This window comes from Paenibacillus alvei DSM 29 (genome assembly GCF_000293805.1).
In the GTDB taxonomy this organism is placed as follows: domain Bacteria; phylum Bacillota; class Bacilli; order Paenibacillales; family Paenibacillaceae; genus Paenibacillus_B; species Paenibacillus_B alvei.
Genome location: NZ_AMBZ01000003.1, coordinates 693,156 through 715,171 on the forward strand (window position 1 = coordinate 693,156; position 22,016 = coordinate 715,171).

General features: G+C 44.1%; 24 protein-coding genes and 1 pseudogene. 15 read left to right on the top strand and 10 right to left on the bottom strand.

All coding sequences use genetic code 11. The features are described 5' to 3' along the window. Positions 1–11 precede the first annotated feature (11 nt). The gene (gyrA, locus tag PAV_RS13580) at positions 12–2,459 is read left to right on the top strand and encodes a DNA gyrase subunit A (RefSeq protein ID WP_005547086.1); all 2,448 of its coding nucleotides are present in this window, start codon (positions 12–14) and stop codon (positions 2,457–2,459) included. Here gyrA and PAV_RS35275 read toward each other — a convergent pair. Beyond that, positions 2,456–2,623: a hypothetical protein gene (locus PAV_RS35275; RefSeq protein WP_005547088.1), complete on the bottom strand. Its 168-nt coding sequence runs from the start codon at positions 2,621–2,623 to the stop codon at positions 2,456–2,458. The genes gyrA and PAV_RS35275 overlap by 4 nt on opposite strands. A 227-nt stretch (positions 2,624–2,850) precedes the next feature. Between PAV_RS35275 and PAV_RS13585 the strand changes: the two genes are divergently transcribed. After that, positions 2,851–3,321, top strand: coding sequence for a MarR family winged helix-turn-helix transcriptional regulator (locus PAV_RS13585; RefSeq protein WP_005547089.1), 471 nt, complete (start codon positions 2,851–2,853; stop codon positions 3,319–3,321). 212 nt (positions 3,322–3,533) lie between these two features. Here PAV_RS13585 and PAV_RS33410 read toward each other — a convergent pair whose 3' ends face one another. The 5 genes from PAV_RS33410 to PAV_RS13610 all read right to left on the bottom strand — a co-directional run bounded on the left by PAV_RS33410 (position 3,534) and on the right by PAV_RS13610 (position 7,323). Then, the gene (locus tag PAV_RS33410) at positions 3,534–4,355 is read right to left on the bottom strand and encodes a CapA family protein (RefSeq protein ID WP_005547090.1); all 822 of its coding nucleotides are present in this window, start codon (positions 4,353–4,355) and stop codon (positions 3,534–3,536) included. A gap of 44 nt (positions 4,356–4,399) precedes the next feature. After that, positions 4,400–4,675, bottom strand: coding sequence for a hypothetical protein (locus tag PAV_RS34205; protein ID WP_157266803.1), 276 nt, complete (start codon positions 4,673–4,675; stop codon positions 4,400–4,402). Between the two features lie 223 nt (positions 4,676–4,898). Continuing rightward, positions 4,899–5,612: an RluA family pseudouridine synthase gene (locus tag PAV_RS13600; protein ID WP_005547092.1), complete on the bottom strand. Its 714-nt coding sequence runs from the start codon at positions 5,610–5,612 to the stop codon at positions 4,899–4,901. Between the two features lie 6 nt (positions 5,613–5,618). Next, the gene (locus PAV_RS13605; protein ID WP_005547093.1) at positions 5,619–6,482 is read right to left on the bottom strand and encodes a class I SAM-dependent methyltransferase; all 864 of its coding nucleotides are present in this window, start codon (positions 6,480–6,482) and stop codon (positions 5,619–5,621) included. 139 nt (positions 6,483–6,621) lie between these two features. After that, a complete protein-coding gene (locus PAV_RS13610) occupies positions 6,622–7,323 on the bottom strand; it encodes a response regulator transcription factor (RefSeq protein WP_005547094.1) in 702 nt (233 codons plus the stop codon). Between the two features lie 165 nt (positions 7,324–7,488). Here PAV_RS13610 and PAV_RS13615 point away from each other — a divergent pair, with 165 nt between their 5' ends. Then, entirely contained in the window at positions 7,489–9,570 is a 2,082-nt protein-coding gene (locus PAV_RS13615) for a sensor histidine kinase (protein WP_005547095.1), read from the top strand. 15 nt (positions 9,571–9,585) lie between these two features. Here PAV_RS13615 and PAV_RS13620 read toward each other — a convergent pair whose 3' ends face one another. Next, on the bottom strand, positions 9,586–9,897 hold the full coding sequence (locus PAV_RS13620) for a helix-turn-helix domain-containing protein (RefSeq protein ID WP_005547096.1): 312 nt from the start codon (positions 9,895–9,897) through the stop codon (positions 9,586–9,588). A gap of 212 nt (positions 9,898–10,109) precedes the next feature. Next, on the bottom strand, positions 10,110–10,343 hold the full coding sequence (locus PAV_RS13625) for a hypothetical protein (RefSeq protein WP_005547097.1): 234 nt from the start codon (positions 10,341–10,343) through the stop codon (positions 10,110–10,112). A gap of 270 nt (positions 10,344–10,613) precedes the next feature. Between PAV_RS13625 and PAV_RS37605 the strand changes: the two are divergent. From PAV_RS37605 to PAV_RS32380, 3 genes and pseudogenes are all read left to right on the top strand, one after another. Further along, positions 10,614–11,636: pseudogene (locus PAV_RS37605) on the top strand (glycosyltransferase family 2 protein); the annotation flags it as partial. 96 nt (positions 11,637–11,732) lie between these two features. Next, the gene (locus PAV_RS37610; RefSeq protein ID WP_051135126.1) at positions 11,733–12,872 is read left to right on the top strand and encodes a glycosyltransferase family 2 protein; all 1,140 of its coding nucleotides are present in this window, start codon (positions 11,733–11,735) and stop codon (positions 12,870–12,872) included. Between the two features lie 48 nt (positions 12,873–12,920). Then, entirely contained in the window at positions 12,921–14,183 is a 1,263-nt protein-coding gene (locus PAV_RS32380) for a glycosyltransferase family 2 protein (protein WP_051135117.1), read from the top strand. Between the two features lie 79 nt (positions 14,184–14,262). Here PAV_RS32380 and PAV_RS13640 read toward each other — a convergent pair whose 3' ends face one another. After that, a complete protein-coding gene (locus PAV_RS13640; RefSeq protein WP_005547101.1) occupies positions 14,263–15,411 on the bottom strand; it encodes a glycosyltransferase family 2 protein in 1,149 nt (382 codons plus the stop codon). Between the two features lie 230 nt (positions 15,412–15,641). On the opposite strand from PAV_RS13640, the gene PAV_RS13645 reads away from it, so the two are divergent. The 7 genes from PAV_RS13645 (at position 15,642) to PAV_RS13675 (ending at position 19,809) form a co-directional block, all read left to right on the top strand. Beyond that, positions 15,642–15,947: an alpha-helical endospore appendage domain-containing protein gene (locus tag PAV_RS13645; protein WP_005547103.1), complete on the top strand. Its 306-nt coding sequence runs from the start codon at positions 15,642–15,644 to the stop codon at positions 15,945–15,947. A 240-nt stretch (positions 15,948–16,187) separates the two neighbouring features. Further along, positions 16,188–16,514: an alpha-helical endospore appendage domain-containing protein gene (locus PAV_RS13650; protein ID WP_005547104.1), complete on the top strand. Its 327-nt coding sequence runs from the start codon at positions 16,188–16,190 to the stop codon at positions 16,512–16,514. A gap of 38 nt (positions 16,515–16,552) precedes the next feature. Next, positions 16,553–16,810, top strand: a complete 258-nt coding sequence (locus PAV_RS13655; protein WP_005547105.1) for an alpha-helical endospore appendage domain-containing protein — start codon at positions 16,553–16,555, stop codon at positions 16,808–16,810. Positions 16,811–16,967: 157 nt separating this feature from the next. Next, positions 16,968–17,621 (top strand): hypothetical protein, encoded by a 654-nt coding sequence (locus tag PAV_RS13660; protein ID WP_005547106.1) that lies wholly within the window; start codon positions 16,968–16,970, stop codon positions 17,619–17,621. A gap of 46 nt (positions 17,622–17,667) precedes the next feature. Then, the gene (locus PAV_RS13665) at positions 17,668–18,645 is read left to right on the top strand and encodes an MBL fold metallo-hydrolase (protein WP_005547107.1); all 978 of its coding nucleotides are present in this window, start codon (positions 17,668–17,670) and stop codon (positions 18,643–18,645) included. A 31-nt stretch (positions 18,646–18,676) separates the two neighbouring features. Next, positions 18,677–19,405, top strand: a complete 729-nt coding sequence (locus PAV_RS32385; protein WP_005547110.1) for a tetratricopeptide repeat protein — start codon at positions 18,677–18,679, stop codon at positions 19,403–19,405. Then, entirely contained in the window at positions 19,399–19,809 is a 411-nt protein-coding gene (locus PAV_RS13675) for a glycosyltransferase family A protein (protein WP_005547112.1), read from the top strand. Before PAV_RS32385 ends, PAV_RS13675 begins: the two co-directional genes overlap by 7 nt. A gap of 27 nt (positions 19,810–19,836) precedes the next feature. Here PAV_RS13675 and PAV_RS13680 read toward each other — a convergent pair whose 3' ends face one another. After that, positions 19,837–20,505, bottom strand: a complete 669-nt coding sequence (locus PAV_RS13680; protein ID WP_005547114.1) for a class I SAM-dependent methyltransferase — start codon at positions 20,503–20,505, stop codon at positions 19,837–19,839. 64 nt (positions 20,506–20,569) lie between these two features. Between PAV_RS13680 and PAV_RS13685 the strand changes: the two genes are divergently transcribed. Next, on the top strand, positions 20,570–21,274 hold the full coding sequence (locus PAV_RS13685) for a hypothetical protein (RefSeq protein WP_005547116.1): 705 nt from the start codon (positions 20,570–20,572) through the stop codon (positions 21,272–21,274). A 114-nt stretch (positions 21,275–21,388) separates the two neighbouring features. Then, positions 21,389–22,016: alpha-helical endospore appendage domain-containing protein (locus tag PAV_RS13690; RefSeq protein WP_040735839.1), on the top strand; the 628-nt coding region annotated here is incomplete at its 3' end.

The following is a 22,016-nucleotide window of genomic DNA, read 5'->3' on the forward strand; positions in this document are numbered from 1 at the left end:
GTGAGAGACACATGAGCGTATCGGAACAATTCAAACCCGCGTTCTTGGAAGACGTGGTTGGCGACCGATTCGGGCGCTATTCCAAATATATCATTCAAGATCGCGCGATACCCGACGTTAGGGACGGTCTCAAGCCGGTTCAGCGACGCATCTTGTATGCGATGTATGAATCTGGCAATACACCGGACAAGCCATATCGCAAGTCGGCCAAAACGGTCGGGGACGTCATGGGTAATTATCACCCGCACGGGGATTCTTCGATATATGACGGTATGGTGCGTATGGCGCAGCCATGGAAGATGGGGCATGTCTTGATTGACGGTCACGGCAACTGGGGGTCAATTGATGATGACCCGGCAGCCGCAATGCGTTATACGGAAGCAAGATTGTCTTCCATTGCGATGGAGCTACTTCGGGATATTGAGAAGGATACCGTTCCGTTCCGTCCGAACTTTGATAATACGGAAGAAGAGCCTGTCGTATTGCCATCACGCTTCCCAAACTTGCTCGTAAATGGCGTTAGTGGGATTTCGTCCGGTTTTGCAACGGAAATTCCGACACACAATTTGCGGGAAGTGATTGAGGCATGCATCGCCATGATCGACAAACCCGAGATTGATTTGGATGAGATTATTAACATTGTACAGGGGCCAGACTTCCCTACAGGTGGAATCATCATGGGGGCGGAAGGCATTCGTGATGCATATCGTTCGGGTAAGGGGCGCATTTACATTCGCGCGAAGACGGATATTGAGGAAATGCGCGGAGGTCGTCAGCAGATCGTCGTCACTGAAATCCCGTATCAGGTTGTGAAGTCGCGACTTGTTACTGCAATGGAGAACATCCGGCTGGAGAAGAAGGTAGACGGCATTGCAGAGGTTCGCGATGAAAGTGGACGCGAAGGGATGCGCATTGTCGTTGAACTGAAAAAGGATGCGGATGCGAGCGGGATTTTGAACTATTTGTTTAAGAAGACGGATTTGCAAGTGACCTATAACTTCAACATGGTAGCGATCGTGAACAAGGCTCCGATGCAAATGGGCATTTTGCCAATGCTTCAAGCCTACATTGAACACCAGAAGGAAGTTGTCACGAATCGTACCCAATACGACTTGGCGAAGGCAGAAGACCGGGCACATGTGTTGGAGGGCTTGGTCAAGGCACTTGATATCTTGGATGCGGTGATCGCGACAATCAAAGCTTCGAAAAATCGTCAGGATGCGCAGCACAACTTGATTGAACAATTTGGTTTCTCTGAACGGCAAGCCGATGCGATCTTGACATTGCAGCTTTATCGCTTAACGAATCTGGAATTGACTTCATTGATGAAGGAATTGGATGACATTCGTAAGAAGGTTGCCGATCTTCGCTCGATTCTGGAGAGCAGCAAGAAACTGATGAAGGTAATTAAGAAGGAATTGACGGACATTCGCGATCGATATGGAATCGATCGGCGTTCAGTCGTGCAGGGTGAAGTCGAAGAAATCAAGGTTAACCTTGAAGTAATCGTCAATGCTGAGGATGTTCTCGTCAGCCTGTCCAATGAAGGATACATCAAGCGAACGAGTCAGCTATCCTTCACGCGTTCTGGCGGGGAATGGGAAGCATCTGGTGTCAAAGAAGGTGACTACATCCGTCAAATCAATGAAGTGAACACTTTGGATCGCCTGCTTATCTTTACGCAGCGGGGGCAATATTTCTCCTTGCCTGTCCATATGATTCCAGAGTTCAAATGGAAAGATAATGGTACAGCCATTGTTAATGTTATTCCGATTGCGAAGGAAGATTCCATCGTAGCTGCCATTCCTGTCAAGTCATTCGCGGACGAGCAGAGCTCGCTCTTGTTCGTGACGCGTCGCGGTCAAGTGAAGCGTACGATGCTTAAGGAATACGAAACAAATCGTACAGGGGCAGTCGCCGCGTGCAAGGTAGCAGATCAAGATGAGTTATTGGCCGTCATGCTTAGTGATGGTTCAGCAGACCTCCTTCTCGTGACAGAACAGGGAATGGCAATCCGATTTGCAGGAGCAGAAGTAAACCCGATGGGACGAGCGGCTGGTGGTGTTCGTGGAATGCAGTTAAAGGATGACGATGCCATCACAGCTGCTCTACAGGTTACGGGCGAAGAAGGAGAAATAACCGTTCTTACGGATATCGGATGGGGCAAGCGCTCCTTGCTGCTTGATTATCCAACACAAGGCCGGGGCGGCAAAGGAATGGCAACATTCGAGTTCAAGGAAGGGAAGCGAGTGAAACCGAATGGGAAGAAGCTAATCGGCGCTTACTTCAGCAAAGAGGCGTATCCGATAACGATCATTACCGAACAGGGACACTTGCACCAGCTTATTACCGAGCATGCACCGCTGATGGACAAAAGGGCACAAGGTCGAAGCTTGGTTACCTTAGATAAGGAAGATACAATTGTAAATACTACAGTCATTATACCGCCATCTTCTTAATCGAAGGGCTTGTGCGGTGGATTCAGCACATCGTGCAGGGTAATGACAATTTCTAATAGGACCCACAATGGGACGGGCTCATCGAGCCGCTCTGCCCACTGTGGGTCTTTTATGATCCCGATTTTCACTGCTTTTTGAAAAATGTCGGCTTTGGCCTGATCCATTGTGTTCCCTCCTCGCAGTATGAAGCAATGTAAATGTTAGAGAATGTATGGCAAATGCCTATATGTTATTATATGTGGGAAATGATTGCACGGTTCCAAATCGTAACAAGAAGCGATATGAGTTTGGGATGAAACTACATTCAGAAGAGGGATGATCCCGACTAGAAAAATGTGGTATAATTTAGTTGTTTGTAGATCGACATGGGAATAAAGGGGGAGTCGCTTGCATGCATGCAGCCGAATTTGCCAAGCTATGGTCGAAATTATCCAAGGATTATAAGTTGATGATGGACGAAGCCCTTTCGCCAAGTCTGACAGAGAGTCAGTTAACCGTGTTGGAGCGAATTGCGGAATATGGAAAGGTCAAGCCCTCTGATTTATTGCCTCATCTAGCTACGACCCCGGCCGCAATTACAACATTGATGGATCGCATGGAGAAGAATGCACTAATTATTCGCGAGCGGGATCAGGATGATCGTCGAATCGTGTGGATCCAAGCTACAGAATTCGGCATGCAGGAAATGCGCCGCGGAGTAACGATTCGCGAGAATTATTGGAATGGCATCTTGCATCGTATCTCTACACACAATCAGCAGCTACTTATTCTCTTGCTTGGCAAGCTGACTCAATCGCCGCAACCGTCTGCTGTTGAGAAAGAGACGGCTGCAGCGTCAGAGCCTGTACGTGCTGGGCAATAGCTAAGGTGAGACTGGGGCAGGGAGAATAACGGGAACAGCCGCTCTTGATGCCAGATGGCTGTATGTGCTGTTGAGCATCTTTTTCATAGCCTGATACTGCTTTGTGCTTAACCGTTTGTCAGAACGGGCTTTAATTGTTTGCTCCAATGGGAGTACGCGATATTTGCGCTTGTCGCGAGCACCGTCAATATGCACCCATGTTGGAATTGTTGTTATTTTTTTAGCTCGATTGTACCTTCAGGCATGTGTTTGTTAATTTCCACACCGAAGATTACTCCTATATTCGTGCCATTGCCTGTCTGATTGGATATAAAGTTCCCCATAGAATAGATAATTAGCCCATCACGCTTGGAGCCGTCGGGCTCTCTTACAGTAATACGCTCATATGGCTGGATGACATGTGGATGAGAGCCTAATATAATATCTGCTCCAGACTGGATAAGAGTGTGCGCTAGTCGGATCTGATCTTGATTCGGTGTATGCTCATATTCTGTACCGAAGTGCAATGCAATCGCTACAACATCTGCACCAGCCTTTTTCGTTTTTTGAATATCCTGAATCATACGCTTCTCATCAATGAGAGATACGAGATACGGTTTTTGCTTCGGAAGTGGAATTCCGTTTGTACCGTACGTATAAGCAAGAATCCCTAATTGTATTCCGTTTTTCTCAAATAAGGTTGGTTGATTGGACTCCCATAATGAAGCTGAGATGCCCTTCGTCACCAATCCTTTTTTCTTCAGCACTTCTCTTGTGCGCAATGCTCCAGCTTCGTATCGATCCATGGAATGATTGTTTGCAGTCGTAACGATATTGAAGCCGGCGTACTTCAGTGCATCTGCTAGTTCTGGGGGGGCATTGAACATCGGATACCCAGTGTATACCTTCTCTCCGCCAAGCAATGGAGTCTCTAGATTTGCCCAACACCAATCTGCATCTTCGAGAATAGGCTTAACCTTTGTGAAATAGTTGTTAAAATTGTAGGTGCCTGTCTTCTTATTCAGATAAGCAGGGAATTGAGGAGAGTGCATCATAATATCTCCTACAGCAAGAAGTTTGCTGGATAGGGTATAGGGCTTTATTTTTCATTGCTTGGAACGGTGGTGCTTGCCGGGATGTCGGCTGTAGAGATGGAATGATCGGTAGCAGATGTTGAATGAGAGCTGCTATTAGGCATCGAATTATTCGATTTCGGAGATTTGGTCCGTTGGTTGTCGTTGGTTGCAGGCTCTGTATTGAAATGATCCTGAGCCGCTGAACGCAATGGCGAATCAATTGCACAAGCGGTGGATGAGAGTAAAAGAATAACTACGATTATCAGCATCCATATTGATACATAACGTCTGTTGCTCATCTCCATATTCCCCTCCTTTCAAGCTCAAAACAGTTCGATATGCACATATGCTTAATCGTTACCTGAGCTTATTGGCGTACACCTATGTACAATCGCATTGAAGAGATGCAAGTAAGTTCCTCCGCAATGCGATCGTACAAACAGGATGCTGTGTGATATGACTGATTACTAGCCAGTAAGATGATCACAATACTTCATGGTGGATAGGCAGGGATCCTGTACATTAACAGGATGCATAGATAGACGGATCCCATAAGTTCCACGGATATTCCTCGGGCGGTCTCGAATAGAAGTCCATGACTTCCTTCGCAGTCGGATGAGGAAACGACAGCCGGACAGACCATAGTGCGATCTGCTGTCCAGGCTTATTGCATTCGGCGCCGTACTTTTGATCTCCGTACAACGGACAACCGATTGTCTTCATCTGAACCCGTATTTGATGTGGCCGTCCGGTATGAAGTTGTATTCGTACAAGCGTCAAATCTCCGCTCATACCAGCTACTTCATAAGACAGTCGCGCTTCTTTGGCTCCAGGGGTATTCGGAGCAACGGCGCGAACTGTGTTCGTACGCACATCCTTCAGCAAATGATGCGTTAATGCATCGCTGTTCTGTGGGGGACGACCATGAACGATTGCCATATATACCTTGCCAAGCTTATGCGTCCGTACAACATCAGATAATCGAGATGCAGCCTTGCTAGTCTTGGCGAACACCATAGCTCCACCGACAGGGCGATCCAGTCGGTGGACAAGTCCTACATATACATTGCCTGGCTTTGAATAGCGTTCCTTTATATCTTGCTTCAATAAGGAGACCATATCTGCATCCTGAGTATCATCCGCTTGCGAGAGGATATTAACAGGCTTCTCGACAACGATTATATGATTATCCTCGTATAAGATGCCGATATGCGGAGCAGCAGGTTGGCCTAACATAGATAGTTATGCCTCCCATCTTCCTAATATGCCGCAAGGAAGCACCATTCCTGACTTCGTAATTGGAATGCCTACTTCACCACAGGACAGCTTGCCGCCATAACGCTTCTTCATTGTCATGTTCAGCATATTGCTGAGAACAGTTGGCGACAGTCCAGTTGTATAGGAATTGATTTGCAAGAACAGCGGATTATCTGACATGATTGTCGTACAGAACTCAAGGAACGGATACAAGCTTTGTTCCAGCTTCCAAGTCTCTCCGCCTGGTCCTCTTCCATAGGAAGGGGGATCCATAATAATGGCATCATATTTGTTGCCTCTGCGCTGCTCTCTTTGCACGAACTTGAACACGTCGTCCGTAATGTAGCGAATCGGGTGAGATTGAAGATCAGACAATTGTGCGTTCTCCTTGGCCCACTGTACCATTCCTTTGGCAGCGTCCACATGGCATACCTCTGCACCAGCAGATGCGCACGCCAATGTCGCACCGCCTGTGTAAGCGAAGAGGTTAAGTACTTTGACAGGACGATTCGCATTCCTAATCTTGTTCATCATCCAGTTCCAATTCACAGCTTGCTCTGGAAACAAGCCTGTATGCTTGAAGTTTGTGGGCTTAATGTAGAACTTGAGGTTCTGATATTCAATGGTCCAACGATCTGGAATGGGCTTTTTCATATCCCATTGTCCGCCGCCGGAAGAACTGCGGTGATAGTGGCCATGAACATTGCGCCATTCATCTGTTTCGCGGTCTAGGGGCCAGATAATCTGTGGGTCTGGGCGACGGAGAACTACATCTCCCCAGCGTTCGAGTTTCTCCCCACCGCCTGTATCGATTAATTCATAGTCTTTCCAATCAGTAGCCATGTACATGTAGTGTGACTTCCTTTCTTCAGTTCAAACTTCCTTAACACTAAGCGTTATTGTACTATAAACAAGCTCAAGCTTCCAGAAAGTTTACGAAAGCAATACCCGCATGAGAGAAATTCATGCGGGTAGGGTTCAAAATAGGTTATTCAGTTTGAAATTTATAGCCTACGCCTCGTACAGTCACGATGTAGCGTGGACGTGTAGGATCAGGCTCAATCTTTTTGCGCAAATTACTAATATGTACCATAAGCGTTCGTGTATCGCCGAAGCTCTCAGTATTCCAAATATGTTGATATAGCTGCTCTAACTTAAATACTTTATTCGGCGATTGAGCCAAATAAGCGAGTAGGTCGAACTCTTTAGCAGATAATGCGACAGCTTTACCTTGTACAGTTACGGTGTGGCTTTGCAAATCCATCTCTAATTCTTCAAAGGAGAGTTTGTGCTGTGTTGAGCGCTGTAGCGCTTGAGCAGAGAGGGAGTTACGGCTCAAATGAGCCTTGACCCTTGCGACAAGCTGACTTGGGCTGAATGGCTTCGTAATATAATCATCCCCACCAACGGTCAGGCCTAAAATAATATCCACATCGTCACTTTTGCAACTAATGAAGAGAATGGGCACATTTGACGTCTTGCGAACTTCCTTACATACCTCAATACCATCCAGTGACTTCAATAAGATGTCTAAAATAATCAAGTCCGGTTCGATTTCCTTCATCATCTGCAGGGCACTGTATCCGTTGTCTGCGACGTACACGCGGTAGCCTTCCCTACGCAAATATAACGATATGAGTTCGGTAATCTCTATCTCATCATCAACGATTAATATTTTGCTTTCACTCACTGCAGGTTATCACCTCCGCCACTCCTATTATTATAGCGAATATCGTCAGGATATGGCAATCTATTCCTAATTACGACATGAATAGATCAAATCCTTACATTCTTCTATCGTCAAAAAAGTTTACGTGTTATAAAATGGAAGAGTTGAGGAGGGCGTCAAAAAAATATGCGTCGAATATCATTTCATATTATGATGGCCATGATTATAGTTACAATCATTATTTTACATGTTGCCGGCTCTATTATTGATTCAAAGCGTGCTCCGATTGCAGAAAATGGCGTAATTGACCTTCGAAATTGGAACTTTGAAAAAGATGGGATTGTGCCTCTTAATGGAACATGGAAGATGATGTGGGGGAGCTTGCTTCCTACGGAGCGTTCGATAGAACCAAATCCTATGATGACAGATGTAAGGGTGCCATCCTCTTGGAATCAGTTAACGAATCCGGGAATCCCTAATATAGGTACGGGAGCCGGAACATATTATCTTACAATTAAGAAAGAGGCAAAGGATACCCTACTGGGTGTGTGGCTTCCAAGTATAAATAGTTCATATCGCATGTGGGTGAATGGTAAGCCGATTATTCACGAAGGACAAGTATCGGAGTATGTGGAATATGCTGTTCCTTCCGTAAAACAACGAATGGTTATGATTAATATCCCTGGAAGCACTGCTGATATTGCCATTGAAGTTACGAATTTCTCTCATCATCGTGGCGGAATATGGCAGCCAATATATCTGGGTTCATCGGAGAAAATCATTAGTAAAAGCAGGTTAGAACTGGTTCGTGACAGTATGCTGTTCGGTTGTTTGTTAATGGTGGGGCTTTATCATATTGGATTGTTCATAGAAAGGCGCAAGGATTGGTACACGTTTCTATTTGCAGTTCTATGCATTGCAATGGCGGGACGGATATTAACGTCTGGAGATGCCATTCTACTTACTTGGTTCCCAAGCTTATCATGGTATTTCGTTATTCGTTTGGAATATGTACTAATGATCGTGGCGACGATGGCCGGATGCGGTTATATGAGATATTTGTTTTATGAGGACGCTTGTTATAAAACCTATGTTGTAATGAATATAGCAGGAGTAATACTCATAGGCACCATTATACTCCTTCCAGTACTTTCTTTTACCTCCAAACTCTCTATCTATCAATTCTATGTGATAGGTGCGGCTTGTTACGTATTCATAATGAATATAAAAGCGGTTCATAATCAACGGCTGGGTGCGCATATTGCATTGATCGGATTCACCGTTCTTAATATATTGGTCGTTAATGATATTTTATATTATCATTCGCTTGCTCCTATTCGAGACTTGGCTCCAATTGGGCTTGTATTTTGCATATTTATGCAATCGCTTATGATCTCGTTAAGGTATTCAAAAGCGATGTATGACGTTGAATCGGTAACTATCGAGCTGAGAGAACTGAATGCGAATTTAGAGGAGAGGATACAAGAACGTACAGCTGCATTGACACAAATGAATGCGAATTTAGAGTTGAAAAATTTTGAATTAGAACGAATGGAAACCTCGCGTAGACATTTATTTACGAATATTTCACATGATTTACGAACACCGATGACCTTAATCCGCGGCTATTTAGAGGCGCTGCAGGATGAGGTAATTCAGGATAGAGAACAGCAAAAAAAGTATATTCGCCTTATGCTCAATAAAATTAATGGCTTGAATCATCTTATTGATGATTTGTTTGAGCTGTCTAAGTTAGAGGCCAGGAGAGTGCCTGTAGCGATAGAGTCGGTACTGCTGGAGCATTTTATTTCTCATTTGGAAGAGCATTACGAGCTGGAGCTGCGAAGCAGAGGCCTGCTATTCGCATGTTATAACCTGACGTATCGCAATGCTCCCCCGGTCAGCATTATGCTGGAAGTTGACATTGATCGCATGATGCAAGTGTTCGACAATATTATCTATAACGCAGTCAAATTTACGCCAATTGGTGGTTCCATAACGATTGAGGTTGACTATGTAAAGCAGGATCAAGCGGTTCAAATTAAAATCACCGATACCGGTATTGGTGTGGGTGAAGAAGACTTGCCTTATTTATTTGATCGATTTTATAAAAATGATAAGTCGCGCAATTCGATGACAGGCGGCAGTGGGATTGGACTGGCAATTGCTAAAGAAATTGTTGAGTTGCATTTAGGAAGAATTGGAGTTGAGAGCGTGCAAGGACATGGAACGACATTTTATATCATTTTGCCCGCTCAAGTGAAATAGCTCAGACACATCGTTTTATCGCTTGGAAGAAATAGATTGCCGCATTAGCTGGAGTGTTTGTTGTCTTGAATCGGCATCTAGCCCGTGCCATAGCTGTAGAAGCTGATTTGTCTCATGTGATTCGATATAGGAATGATCATTGATAAGATAGTCTACAGATACGTCGAATAAGACGGCCAACTTCAGTAAGGTGGAATATACGGGTTGCCGATTGTTAATTTCATAATGGCTATATGCCGAACGAGTCAATCCAATATGACGGGCAACTTGCTCTTGCGACATATTTCGGACGGTTCGTAAATTGCGTAAGCGCTCTCCAAATGTCATAGCAGGTCTCCTTTGAGAAAAATATGCTAGAGTGGGGTCGCAAATTTATAGGTTTGTAGTTTTACATGTAATGTATGATACAAAATGTATCATGTCAAGATTGTTTTAGAATATCATCTATTACTGCAAAAGGCGTAATTCCAAAAAGGAATCACGCCTTTTGCAATATCTATCAAAACGATTCTGTCAAGAAACTACGATGCTAATTCGGTTTAATATAAGGACAAAGCAAGGGTGTCCATTTCTCGTCTTGAATGCAGAATTGCTTCTGATCCGATAATTTCAATACTGATCAGTGTTTCAAGGCATGTTTTAATCGCTCGCTTACCTGTATTCATTTTGCGATTGAGAGCATCCATGAGTAAAGAGAATGTATTTTTGTGAGACATATTTGTGCAAAACACGGGTATTTTTCGTTGTTGGAATTCAATATAAACTGTTTTCATCTGGCAACGGACCTCCTTCTATTGATCTATTTCCGTTAATCTTATAATACGAAAGGAACATTAAATGAACATTAAAAAGTGAAGACAATGTTGTTACATTTGCAAAATATATGGAAGAAATCTATAAATATCGTAGAAAAAAGCCACTTGATTGTGATTGAAGTCGAAGTAACCATTCCCTAATATGCACGATTGGGCACTTAACGGCATATATCGTATGTAGCGATGCGTAAGGGGGATGGAAAGTTGGAAAAGCGATTGTCACTGTGCATGATTGTAAAAGATGAGGAATCGTTTATCGGCAACTGTCTGGACAGTGTGAAACATGTGGTGGATGAGATCATTATTGTTGATACAGGTTCAACGGATAAAACCGTATCGATATGCCAATCGTATGGTGCGAAAATCTATGAGTTTCCTTGGAATGACAGCTTTGCCGACGCTCGCAATTTCGGTTTGAAGCAGGCGACGGGCGATTGGATATTGTGGATGGACGCAGATGAGGCACTGGATCCGGATCAAGCGGTGTTTGTACGCGATATTTTGCAGGAAGAAATGGCTCATATCGGAGTTATCCGATTAATTAACTATATTGGTGAAGATACGCCAAGCAACGCACAGACTTATATCGTTGGTCAGCATCGCTTGCTGCGAAATCATATGGGATTTCAATTTAACGGAAACATACATGAACAGTTAAATGTTCAAGAGGTGCTTGGAGAGCATATTGAATGTAAGATCCTGCCTGTGAAAATTCACCACTATGGATACTTACAAATTGTTACCCAAGCACGCAGCAAGTCTGAACGAAATTTACGACTACTGCAGATTGAAAAAGAAAAGCCGGAATACAGCCCGTGGATCGATTATCACATTGCTAGTGAGCAGTACCGGTTGCAAAGGTATGCAGAAGCCTATGAATCAGTAAATACTTCCTTACTGCGATTTATTGAAATGAGCAAGCTGCCGCCATCGCTTTTGTACAAATTAAAATATGAGTTAATGCTCATTCTAGGTAGCTATGATGGAGCATGGCCATCGATTGAAAAGGCTATTGCCCTGTATCCGGATTACGTCGATCTTCACTTTTTCAAAGGAATTATTTTGTACTTGAAACAAAAATACGATTACGCATTGCCTGTGTTTCGGCACTGTATTGAGTTAGGGGAAGAAAATCTCCAACATCTTATCTTGCGGGGAGTAGGGAGCTTTCACGCATGGTACTACATTGGACAGTGCTTAGAGCGGTTGAATCAGCGGGAAGAAGCAATTCAGGCTTATGAAAACTGTCTTCGGGAAGACAGCGGTCATACTTCTGCAAAGGATGCACTAGGCTTGCTGCTTGACCCACCGAATCAGGTACAGAAAGAAGATATTCATCAGGAGAACATGAAGGAAGCGCAATTGTCAATCCATCAGTCTGCACCGAATACAATAAGTTTATGTATGATTGTGCGCAATGAAGAGACTGCTTTGGAACGCTGTCTTAGAACTGTCCATAAGATTGTGGATGAAATCATTATTGTCGATACAGGCTCGACAGATCGAACGAAGGAAATTGCAGCCCAGTTTCATGCACGTGTGTTCGATTTTGAATGGATAGACGATTTTGCTGCAGCGCGGAATTATGCCTTTAGTCAAGCAACGAAGGAGTATATTTTGTGGCTAGATGCGGATGATGTGCTGGAAATCAAGGATCAAGTTCTCTTAAAGGAACTAAAGAAAACACTTTCGCCAGATGTTGATAGCGTCACGATGCATTATGTATTAATGGTAGATGAAAAAGGAAATGCTACATCCAGTCTGCGAAGAAATCGCTTAGTTAAGCGAGCCCGCGAGTTTAAGTGGCATGGGCCCGTGCATGAATATTTGGAAGTAGGCGGACATATTATTCATAGTGATATATGTGTAACCCATAAGAAAGATAAGCAATATACCGATCGCAATCTCCGAATCTACGAGAAGAGACTCGCCGCCGGTGAGGAGTTTTCGCCACGTGATTTATATTATTTTGCAAATGAATTGCGAGATCATTCCCGTTTCGAAGAGGCTGCGAATGGATATGCAAAGTTTTTGAATACAGGGCAAGGCTGGATAGAAGACAATATTCAAGCATGCCGGAAAATGGCAGAATGTTATGGCAAACTAGGTCAACGACATAATCAGTTTATGGCGTTGTTCCACAGCTTCACCTACGATAAGCCACGTGCTGAAATATGCTGTGCAATCGGAGCTATGTGGGTGGATTCCGGGCACTATCACCAGGCTATCTATTGGTTTGAGCAGGCAACGAAGCTTCCGGCAGATGAAGGTCAAATGTCGATGGTAGAGCCGTCTTCCTGGACGTGGGTACCTCATTTGCAATTGTGCGTATGCAATGATCGGCTTGGGGAGATAGAGAAGGCTTGTTACCATAATGAGGTGGCGTTATCCTTCCTCCCTTCACATCCTAGCATGCTCCATAATCAACAATATTTCCGTGACAAGCTTGGAGAAGAACGGTATGAGAAGCTGCGGATTCAACAATAAAGGAGAGTTCGAGTTCAAAGTATGTGATCGCGAAATGAGGGGATTGTGTTGAAAGTCAGTATCGTCATTTTAACATTGAATCAATTTTCCCATACGATACGATGTCTGGAGAGCATTCGCAAGCATACGCCGGAGCCTTACGAGATTATTATCGTTGACAATGGTTCAACTGATTTAACGCTCCCCTATTTAAGACTGCAATCAGACGTCACCTTGATTGAAAATCAGGAAAATGCAGGGTTTGCCAAAGGCTGCAATCAAGGTGCTGCTCGTGCTTCTGGGGATCATATTCTATACTTGAATAATGATACTATTGTCACACCCAATTGGCTAACAAATATGCTGAAAGTTCTGCATTCCAGTGAAGATATCGGAATGGTTGGGCCTTTAACGAATTATTCGAGCGGCCATCAGCAAATTCCAGTGACCTATACAGATTTATGGGATTTGAACGCTTTTGCCAAGGAGCATGAAGCAAGACATGCAGGAACGGTCACGGAGGTTCGTCGGCTTGTTGGCTTTTGTATGCTGATGAAGCGCAGTGTCGTTGAGGAAGTTGGAGGATTTGATGAACGTTATGGCCTTGGCAATTATGAGGATGATGATCTCTGTTTACGAACGGCAAATGCAGGGTACCGTATGCTCATTGCGAATGACGCTTTCATTCATCATGTTGGCCATGTGACGACGAATCAGCTTGAACAGGCAAGCCTGCTGCAATTGTTGTACACGAATCGGGAGCAAGCACGCCGGAAGTGGGGAGCCGACATATTCGACTTGATTTACAAGGCGGAGTCAACCATTACGATTTGTATTCGATTAACTAATCGGGCAGAGCCTTTGGACGCTTGTTTGACATCAGTTGTTGAGGTAGCAGATGAGATTATTGTATGCAATTGTACAGGAGATCAAAGTGAAGACATTGGCGTAAACACTAACGTTCCGATTCGATGGCTCCATACAACGGAAGTTGCAGATGACGTAGGCGATTGCATACTGCGCCAGGTATCTGAATATGCCACTAAAGATTTCATTTTCCTTCTTGATGCTACGGAGTATTTGCCATCCGCTGAACGAAGACAGCTTCGAGCGCTGAAGCGGTCTTTGGAGCCAGAAGTGAGTGCAGTCTGGATGAGGGAAGAAAGGGAGCGGGAAGACAGACGAGCAGAAGGAGGGGAACGGTTGAGGTTGGTTCGACGCAATGTTCAGTTGTCCATCCCCACTCCGTCTGAATTACAGCATCAAGATCCGGGGGAGAGCAGTGCAGGCCGTTATGTCAAAAGTGAAATCCGTGTGGCAACTCTCGTATAAATGAAATCTTGCTGTAAGAAAGCCTGAACCTTTACTTTCCGTTATAATACGGAAAGCCGGTTCAGGCTTTTATTCATATCTATGTTATCGCGGAATGATGCTCGCTCCATTCTGGATGGGCTGCAAGCAACGTATGGAGAGCATGATTGGCAGGCTCATATGCAGGATTGAACTGCAGAGCTGCCCGGTAAGCATTAACTGCTTCGTGAAGGTTATTTAATTGCTCATAGCATTGTCCCTTATAATAATAAGCGTGGAAGCTCCCGCTGCCGCGGAGTGTAAGGTGGTTCAATTGCTCATCTCCTAATTGGATGCAGTTATGGAACGATTCTAGCGCTTGTTCAAACTTGCCTAACTGATAGAGGATAACTCCTTTGTATAAATGAAGATCCACATAGTCTGGATATAAGATTAAAGCTTTATCAATTGCAGGCCAAGCCCCTTCGATGCTCCCTGTTTCGATCAGGATCGAATATTTCAGCTTATAGACGAGAGAAGGAGGTGCAAGTCCTTCAGACAGAAAACGAATAATTGCCAAATTGATATAATGGAATGCTTGATCATATTGCTTCATTCGGGAGTATTCACTTGCCAAGTGGTACTCTAGCCACGAGTTAGGCTCATTGGCCGCCCTCGCTTTATGCAGCAAGGCTATATTGCGCTCATTTTTATTTTTGGCATGGGTTACATCATTTAAATAACCGTAATGATACAATTTGATTGGTAACGTCTCAATTTGAGATTCATCCTGGTTTGGCAGCACATCTTTAATATTTAATATTTCATGTATGCTGAACTGGAACTTAAACCCTTTGTTATTTCGAAAGAGACGTGTATGAGAAATGTGATATGTATCATTCTCATTAATCGAATCACCAATAAAATTTATTAAATGAATCGAATAAATGTCCTTGTCCAATGTAGGCAGCAACGCTTTTACTTCATCACGATCTTCCTTAGCCAATTCTTCGTCGGCGTCCAGCCACATGATCCAATCCCCAGTCGCCTGCTCTAATCCAAAATTCCTTGCCATGGCGAAATGATCTTGCCACTCATGCGTTAGTACACGTGCCCCATATTCTCGGCATATGTCAATCGTCCGATCCGTTGAACCGGTATCGACAACAATAATCTCGTCTGCAATAGACCGAATACTTTGCAAGCAGCGTGCGATGACGTCCTCCTCATTCCGAGCAATTAGGCAGATGGATAATGTAGGAGATTGCATGATTTTCACCCTTCTTTCTTCAAATGAGATAAATAACTGTATGCGATGTCGGGAGTTGATATTCAGGGGAACCTGCTTGACTGCACATGTTTTTTCGTCCAAATTGTTCTGGAGAGAAATGCCCAAGCAATGAACATTATTACGCATATGAGATAAACCCTCAGACATAGGATGATTAACGTAAGTTGCAATGAGGTGCTTGCAAAAGGAAAAGAGAGAGGTGAACTGTTTTGTCACAGGCTAATATTCCTAATATTACACCCACTATTTCGATTACCCTTGGTCAAACCGTTACATTGCTTTTGGCATCAATCGCGCTGGAGGAACTGGCGCTTGCGCACATTGTGAATGCTGAGGCAGAAAAAATTCAACTCGTTGTCGGTACACTTGCCCCTGGGATCACCCCAAGAGCAACAGTGGAGGACTTACTTGCGATTGACGACAGTGTAAGAAGAACATTACAAGATGTTATTAAGAAAGAAATGCTGCTCCAATTTAAGTTAGACAGCATACTTACAAGTTTTCCTGGATTGTAAATAACGTGCAGGTCTAGGTATCAAAACTGCAAGCACCTCATTCCACTTGCATTTCTCCTGTGGATATAAAGATCCGCAGGAGAATGCACGTTCATGAAGTGCTGCATACCTGTCATGTTCCGGGGCAAATCAAGCCCGAAACTCAGCATGATACATTTGCCTGTGGCATAAAAATAATGGGAATCGAACTTTGTTATGCATCTGGTTAAGAAGAGAACAACAATAAGGAGGCAAGGTACAATGTCCATGCCCAATATTCCGGATATTAAGCCGGAAATCATTTTGAAGCGGAATGAAGTCGTCAATTTACTGCTAACATCAATCGCACTTGAGGAAATTGGATTGTCCCATATTATCAACGCAGAAGGAGAAAAAATTCAAGCTGTCATTAAGAAACGGGAGCTGTGTTTGTCAGAGGCGCTTAAAATTAACGACAGTGTAGATCGGATGCTGAGAAACATTGTAAAAAATCAAATGTTATTGCATTTTAAGCTGGAAGATGTAATTCGTCTCGAGAAGCACCATCACCACGAGCATTGTGAGCATTGTGAGGATTGTGAAGAGTAGGCATTTGTTCATATCTAGGGAGAGAGAGGAGGGAGAACATGAGCATCCGAAATGAAGATGACCGCATTCCAACAATTGATGAGGCTGTTGCGCATCTGCTGCAATCGCTCTCTCTCGAAGAAGGTGCCCTTGGACAATTGCTCCTCACGGAAGCTGAGAAGGCAATGGCATTCGTTGGCAAGGACAAGAATTTCCCTTCTCATCCAACGCCTAAAGAAATTGTAGATTACAATTCCTCTGTGGTCCAAATTCTTGATTCCATGTTAATGGCGGAATGGCTGCTGTTAAAAAATTAAATATGGTCGTACATATGGAGTTCCAGGCGCCAACGAGGTCTTCTGCTTCAAAGATCCCGAATAAGGGGCAAAAATGGAGCAAGGGAGATGTGTTCGATACCACAGATAACGACTTGGATTATTAACAACAAAGCTGGAGCGGGGTGGATGATGAGCAATGAACAAGACGTTTCAACCACTGTCAAAAATGCTGCTAGCTGTGTTCCATCTCATCCATGCGCTGGATATAAGATGGGATCAGAAAAATAAAGAATTGCATGTTGTCCAAATACTATCCATGGTGGATACGTTAAGAGAGCTGCATTTATGCACGTACCGAAGGGTTCAAGTATATAAGCAGACCGTAATTGATGCACATACCGAGCATTTGGATGATAGACAGATTAAGGAAGTGCTTGATTCTGTGCGCCGCACACAATTCTTGCTCGGAAGATGGAATCTAACAAATCGGTTATTAGTCGAGCAGCTGCAGGATCATCTTCGGTATTTAGAGGACTATTATCGAGCCTTCAATCAAGTTAAGCTGGAGCAGCCAAACCAAAAAATCGTTCAGCCTGTTCAATCTGTCAATCAAGTATCCAATGTATGGGATGCAGTAAAGGTGGCCGGTGCTGTAAAGAAAAGAAGGCCTCCGAGTTCCGCATCAGTACCCAAAAATGTTCGCAAGCCCCGATCTACAAAAAAACAAACGAAGATGAAACCTTCAGAACAAGTGTTCATTATCACCAACCATCAGGTGAATGAGGATGTGCAGTCAAATCAAAACAGGATTGTATCTAAAATTGGCAGCAGGATTTACTACAGAAAATAAAGGCTTGACGCGCTACATCACAATCATCGGGAAAGGAGATTGCCTGATGGCAGACACGGGTCTTATTCGGATTGAGGGTTCCAGCTACTATCTTCCAGGGCGATGGGCCGTTGGCGTATATCTAAATTTCGATACCAGATGTGCGGTGCTCATTGACAGCGGTGCGGGTACAACTGTAGCGCAGCAAGTGGATCATGCTGTCAAGGCACACGGTTGCAAGGTAGCAGCCATTATTATAACCCATGGTCATGAAGTACAATTTCGAGGAAATCAATATTTCAAGGAGCAATATCCAGATATTCACATATACAGCACTCATCAAACGGGTATGTACTTGCGACATAAGTCAATATGCAGTTCAGAATTACCGTTTGGGGCCCCCATTTGCGAAGGCAATATTTGCATGCCAGATCATTCCATAACCGACTTTATTCCGCATGCGGATGGATCTCTTCAGATTGGGGCTATTACGCTGCAGATTCTAGCGCTGCCAGGACATTGCTCCGGTATGATTGGTGTCATTACACCAGATGATGTTGTATATTGCAGCGATGCTATGTTCGGTTATCATACTTTGTCAAAGCAAAAGCTTCTTTATTATACGAATATTGCAGAGGCCAAAAGTACATTCCGCAAGCTGCTATCACTTAGAGCCTCCGCTTATGTTCTGTATCATGGCGGTTGTATTAAAGGGATGATGAACCTGGTGAAGCAGCATATGACCCGGATAAACGAGACCACTCATTTTATCCTGAACCTCGTACAAGACAGCCCGCTAACGATGGAGACAATTATTGAGAAGGTCATGAGACGGTATGAAGTTGAGCAGTCTGTGCAGCAATATCATGTTGCCAATGCCATTACACATGCACACGTGACAGAACTATATCAAAAAGGTCTCGTATTGCAGTATTTGTATGGCGGGTATTTGTATGTGGCAGGAAGTCATCGGGATGTAATGCCAGACACCGATGAGGAGCCGGAACATATAATAAAGAACAATTTATTAGATGTACCAAGCTAGTCTCAAAAGCTCTAAAGGGGGAGCATGTCATTTGGAAATACACGAGCAAAGAGAAGATAACCACGAATCAGACATATCCTCAGGACTGCTGGAAGATGCTGATGAATATATGGGAAAAAGCGAGTGGGAGCAGGCTATTGTAATTTATGAGCGATTGTTGGACAAAGGGGAATTAGAAGCTTCCACTGCAATTACCGTTTGTGGACTTTTAACGACATGTTACACGAAACTGGGCATGAACGCCAAAGTGCTAAGAACCTTGTTCCGAAGATTGCAATATGAGCGGCCGAATGCAGAACTTTGCTGCCATATAGGCTATCAGTATTTTATACAAGAGCTGTGGTCAGATGCGGCATATTGGTATGAACTGGCGACACAGCTTCCATCTGATGCTGTTCATTCAGGTGCTGATGCCAATCGCACATGGCTTCCACATTTGCAGTTATGTGTATGCTATGACAGGCTGGGAGATCTCAACCGGGCTTATAACCATCATCTGCAGGCTGCGCTATATGTACCGGATCATCCAAGTGTAATACGTAATGAAGCATACTTCAGCCCCTATTTTGAGAAGCTGGACAGGAGCAGATCTCAGAATTGCGGGCTATCTCTGCTTATTCCGTCGGTTCCGGAGCGGCTTTCCGCCTTATCTCGTCTCCTAGCGGATCTTCATCAGCAGGCTATGGGTAAGCCTGTAGAGATACTTGTCCTAATTGATAATAAAAAAGAACAATTGGCGATAAACGAAACCAATTGCTGAAACAAGCACAAGGTCGATTTGTTGCCTTTATTGATGATGATGATCATGTCAGTCCCAATTATGTAGATACATTGCTGGAGGCTATTGATCAGCAGCCGCGCGCAGACTGCATCGTGTTTGACGTACAGGTCAAACTAAATGGGATTAAAGATAAATTGTGCAAGTACGGTATTGAATACCAACACGGGCATGACGAGCATTATTATTATCGCAAACCGAATCATCTTATGTGCTATGCCAAACGAGTTGCTATCGAACATCAGTTCCAGGACATTAGCTACGGTGAAGATGATGAATGGGGAGGACGGTGCGCTGCAGACATTCGACTCCAGCATCGCATTCCGCAAGTGCTGTATACGTATGATTGGGTAGCTAAGCCCTGGGATTGGTACGATAAACAGTAATCCATAACAATTGGTGTAACAAATGGATTACCTATCTGAATACATCGTCTGAAGCTGTTGGGAGATATGAGGATACATTTCTAAGTAAGCCGTATCTCCCTTAGGAAACAAAACACCTAATCCGCTAGAATGATCGAATTGGAAAGAGGGATGCTGGGTCTTTAACTCATCCCAAAATCTCCAAACGCCAAATCCATGAAGTTGGACGGATATATCATGGAATAGAACGATCCCGTTCTCTGCTACTTTGGGCAGCCATGTATGATAATCGTGGTGGACTGCTTCATATTCGTGGAATCCATCAATATGAAGCAGATGAATCGAGTTATCCTCGAAATTTTGCAAGGCTTCGTCAAACGTACTTTTTATAAGGACAGCCACTTCTGGATATAATGCAGCTGCGATCTGTTCTACTTCTCCATATACATCCTTACTATAGGAGCCGGAATGTGAATCGCCTTCCCATGTATCAACTGCATAGCATTTAGCGGCTAAGCCATTGTCTTTGACTGCTTCACAGAAGCTGAAGAAGGATGCTCCCCAATGCGTGCCTAATTCCACGATGCACTGTGGCTTTACAAATGAAATGAGATCATATGCGAATGCTCGATGTCCCAGCCAAGCGGAATGGGGGAGCAGATGAGGAGCAATTTGCTCATATTCGAAGCTTTTTTGGTGTAGTTTCCAATCAGACATATAGATACCTTCTTTCTAATTAAGGGGATTTTTGATGTTTATAAATGGAGGATAATGAAAGGAAATGAAATATCAAGTTACCTTCGAAACCAAATGCTATGAAAAGGACTGGAGGATGTTGTTAAAAACAGATCGACTGCAAAGAGCGGTGAGCCTGAATAAGTACCCGTTCTCAGAGGTGATTCTCTATATTAACAATGTAAATGATGTGGCAGAGGTGTCCTTCTATGCACAGCGGCTAGTTGATTCAGGCGTGCTTACCAAATTCGAGGTCGTTGATGATTATGCTGACGAGGCATTGCACTATTTTCAGATTGATAAAGACTCATTTGCCGGAGGCTATTATTATTCTATTGCAGAGCTGGTAAGTATATACCGATGCCAGACACCTTATTTGCTCCATTTCTCTGGCGATTCCATACTAGAGTCAACCTTCTCGTGGATTGATGAGGCGATTTCGCGAATGGAGCAGAACCCTTGTATTAAGGTAGCGAATCCAGTGTGGAATCGCAGATATGATGAAGCGATGTTAGAAGCGGGTAGTGAGGATGAGCTTTTTTATATCGGCTACGGCTTCTCTGATCAATGTTATCTAGTGAATGTGCAAGATTTCAAACATGCTAACTATAATCAGACACATCCTGCATCTAGACGGTATCCGGTATATGGCGGCGAGCTATTTGAAAAACGAGTAGATTCGTGGATGCGACATAATGGGTTTAAACGATTGACTTTTAAGTATGGTAGTTATGTCCATCCTTGCTATTAAGGGCGGAGATATGAGTGAAATAGGCATTAGGTAGTGTCCAGAACACCTTATCCTTAAAAAACATATATGTATAGGGTAATCGAAATTACTTTTAAGGATAGGGAGGGATGGTTGTTGTCTCAAGCAAATATTCCCAATATAACACCAATTATTTCCGTTACTAGAGATGACGCTATAAATCTGTTGCTGTCCTCTATTGCTTTAGAAGAGCTGGGGTTAAGCCATATCATCAACGCTGAAGGAGAAAAAATACAGTTTGTGCTCGGAACTTTGCCGGGTGTGTCATCTCCTCCAGCAACCTTAAGCGATATATTATTAATCAATCAAAGTGTAAGAGACACGCTTCGTGATGTTACGAAAAAAGAGCTGTTACTTCAATCGAAGCTGGAAACTATTTTACAGGTACCTGTTGCTGTAGGAATAACAGGAGCAACTGGGGCCACAGGAGCAACGGGAGCCACGGGTGCGACAGGAGCCACGGGAGCAGGTGTAACCGGAGCCACGGGAGCGACAGGAGCAACGGGAGCCACAGGTGCAACAGGTGCGACAGGAGCAACGGGAGCAACGGGAGCAGGAGTAACCGGAGCCACAGGAGCGACAGGAGCTACGGGAGCCACAGGTGCAACTGGTGCGACAGGAGCAACAGGAGCAACGGGAGCAACAGGAGCAGGAGTAACCGGAGCCACAGGAGCTACTGGAGCAACAGGAGCCACAGGTGCAACTGGTGCGACAGGAGCAACGG

Bases quoted from the DNA above. Each gene is read 5' to 3' on its own strand.
- PAV_RS13650 (WP_005547104.1), top strand. From the start codon at position 16,188: ATGTCCATGCCCAATATTCCGGATATTAAGCCGGAAATCATTTTGAAG.
- PAV_RS33410 (WP_005547090.1), bottom strand. From the start codon at position 4,355: ATGATGCACTCTCCTCAATTCCCTGCTTATCTGAATAAGAAGACAGGC.
- PAV_RS34205 (WP_157266803.1), bottom strand. From the start codon at position 4,675: ATGAGCAACAGACGTTATGTATCAATATGGATGCTGATAATCGTAGTT.
- PAV_RS13655 (WP_005547105.1), top strand. From the start codon at position 16,553: ATGAGCATCCGAAATGAAGATGACCGCATTCCAACAATTGATGAGGCT.
- PAV_RS13605 (WP_005547093.1), bottom strand. From the start codon at position 6,482: ATGTACATGGCTACTGATTGGAAAGACTATGAATTAATCGATACAGGC.
- PAV_RS13625 (WP_005547097.1), bottom strand. From the start codon at position 10,343: ATGAAAACAGTTTATATTGAATTCCAACAACGAAAAATACCCGTGTTT.
- PAV_RS37610 (WP_051135126.1), top strand. From the start codon at position 11,733: ATGAAGGAAGCGCAATTGTCAATCCATCAGTCTGCACCGAATACAATA.
- gyrA (WP_005547086.1), top strand. From the start codon at position 12: ATGAGCGTATCGGAACAATTCAAACCCGCGTTCTTGGAAGACGTGGTT.
- PAV_RS13660 (WP_005547106.1), top strand. From the start codon at position 16,968: ATGAACAAGACGTTTCAACCACTGTCAAAAATGCTGCTAGCTGTGTTC.
- PAV_RS13600 (WP_005547092.1), bottom strand. From the start codon at position 5,612: ATGTTAGGCCAACCTGCTGCTCCGCATATCGGCATCTTATACGAGGAT.
- PAV_RS13665 (WP_005547107.1), top strand. From the start codon at position 17,668: ATGGCAGACACGGGTCTTATTCGGATTGAGGGTTCCAGCTACTATCTT.
- PAV_RS13620 (WP_005547096.1), bottom strand. From the start codon at position 9,897: ATGACATTTGGAGAGCGCTTACGCAATTTACGAACCGTCCGAAATATG.
- PAV_RS13680 (WP_005547114.1), bottom strand. From the start codon at position 20,505: ATGTCTGATTGGAAACTACACCAAAAAAGCTTCGAATATGAGCAAATT.
- PAV_RS35275 (WP_005547088.1), bottom strand. From the start codon at position 2,623: ATGGATCAGGCCAAAGCCGACATTTTTCAAAAAGCAGTGAAAATCGGG.
- PAV_RS13585 (WP_005547089.1), top strand. From the start codon at position 2,851: ATGCATGCAGCCGAATTTGCCAAGCTATGGTCGAAATTATCCAAGGAT.
- PAV_RS13640 (WP_005547101.1), bottom strand. From the start codon at position 15,411: ATGCAATCTCCTACATTATCCATCTGCCTAATTGCTCGGAATGAGGAG.
- PAV_RS13685 (WP_005547116.1), top strand. From the start codon at position 20,570: ATGAAATATCAAGTTACCTTCGAAACCAAATGCTATGAAAAGGACTGG.
- PAV_RS13615 (WP_005547095.1), top strand. From the start codon at position 7,489: ATGCGTCGAATATCATTTCATATTATGATGGCCATGATTATAGTTACA.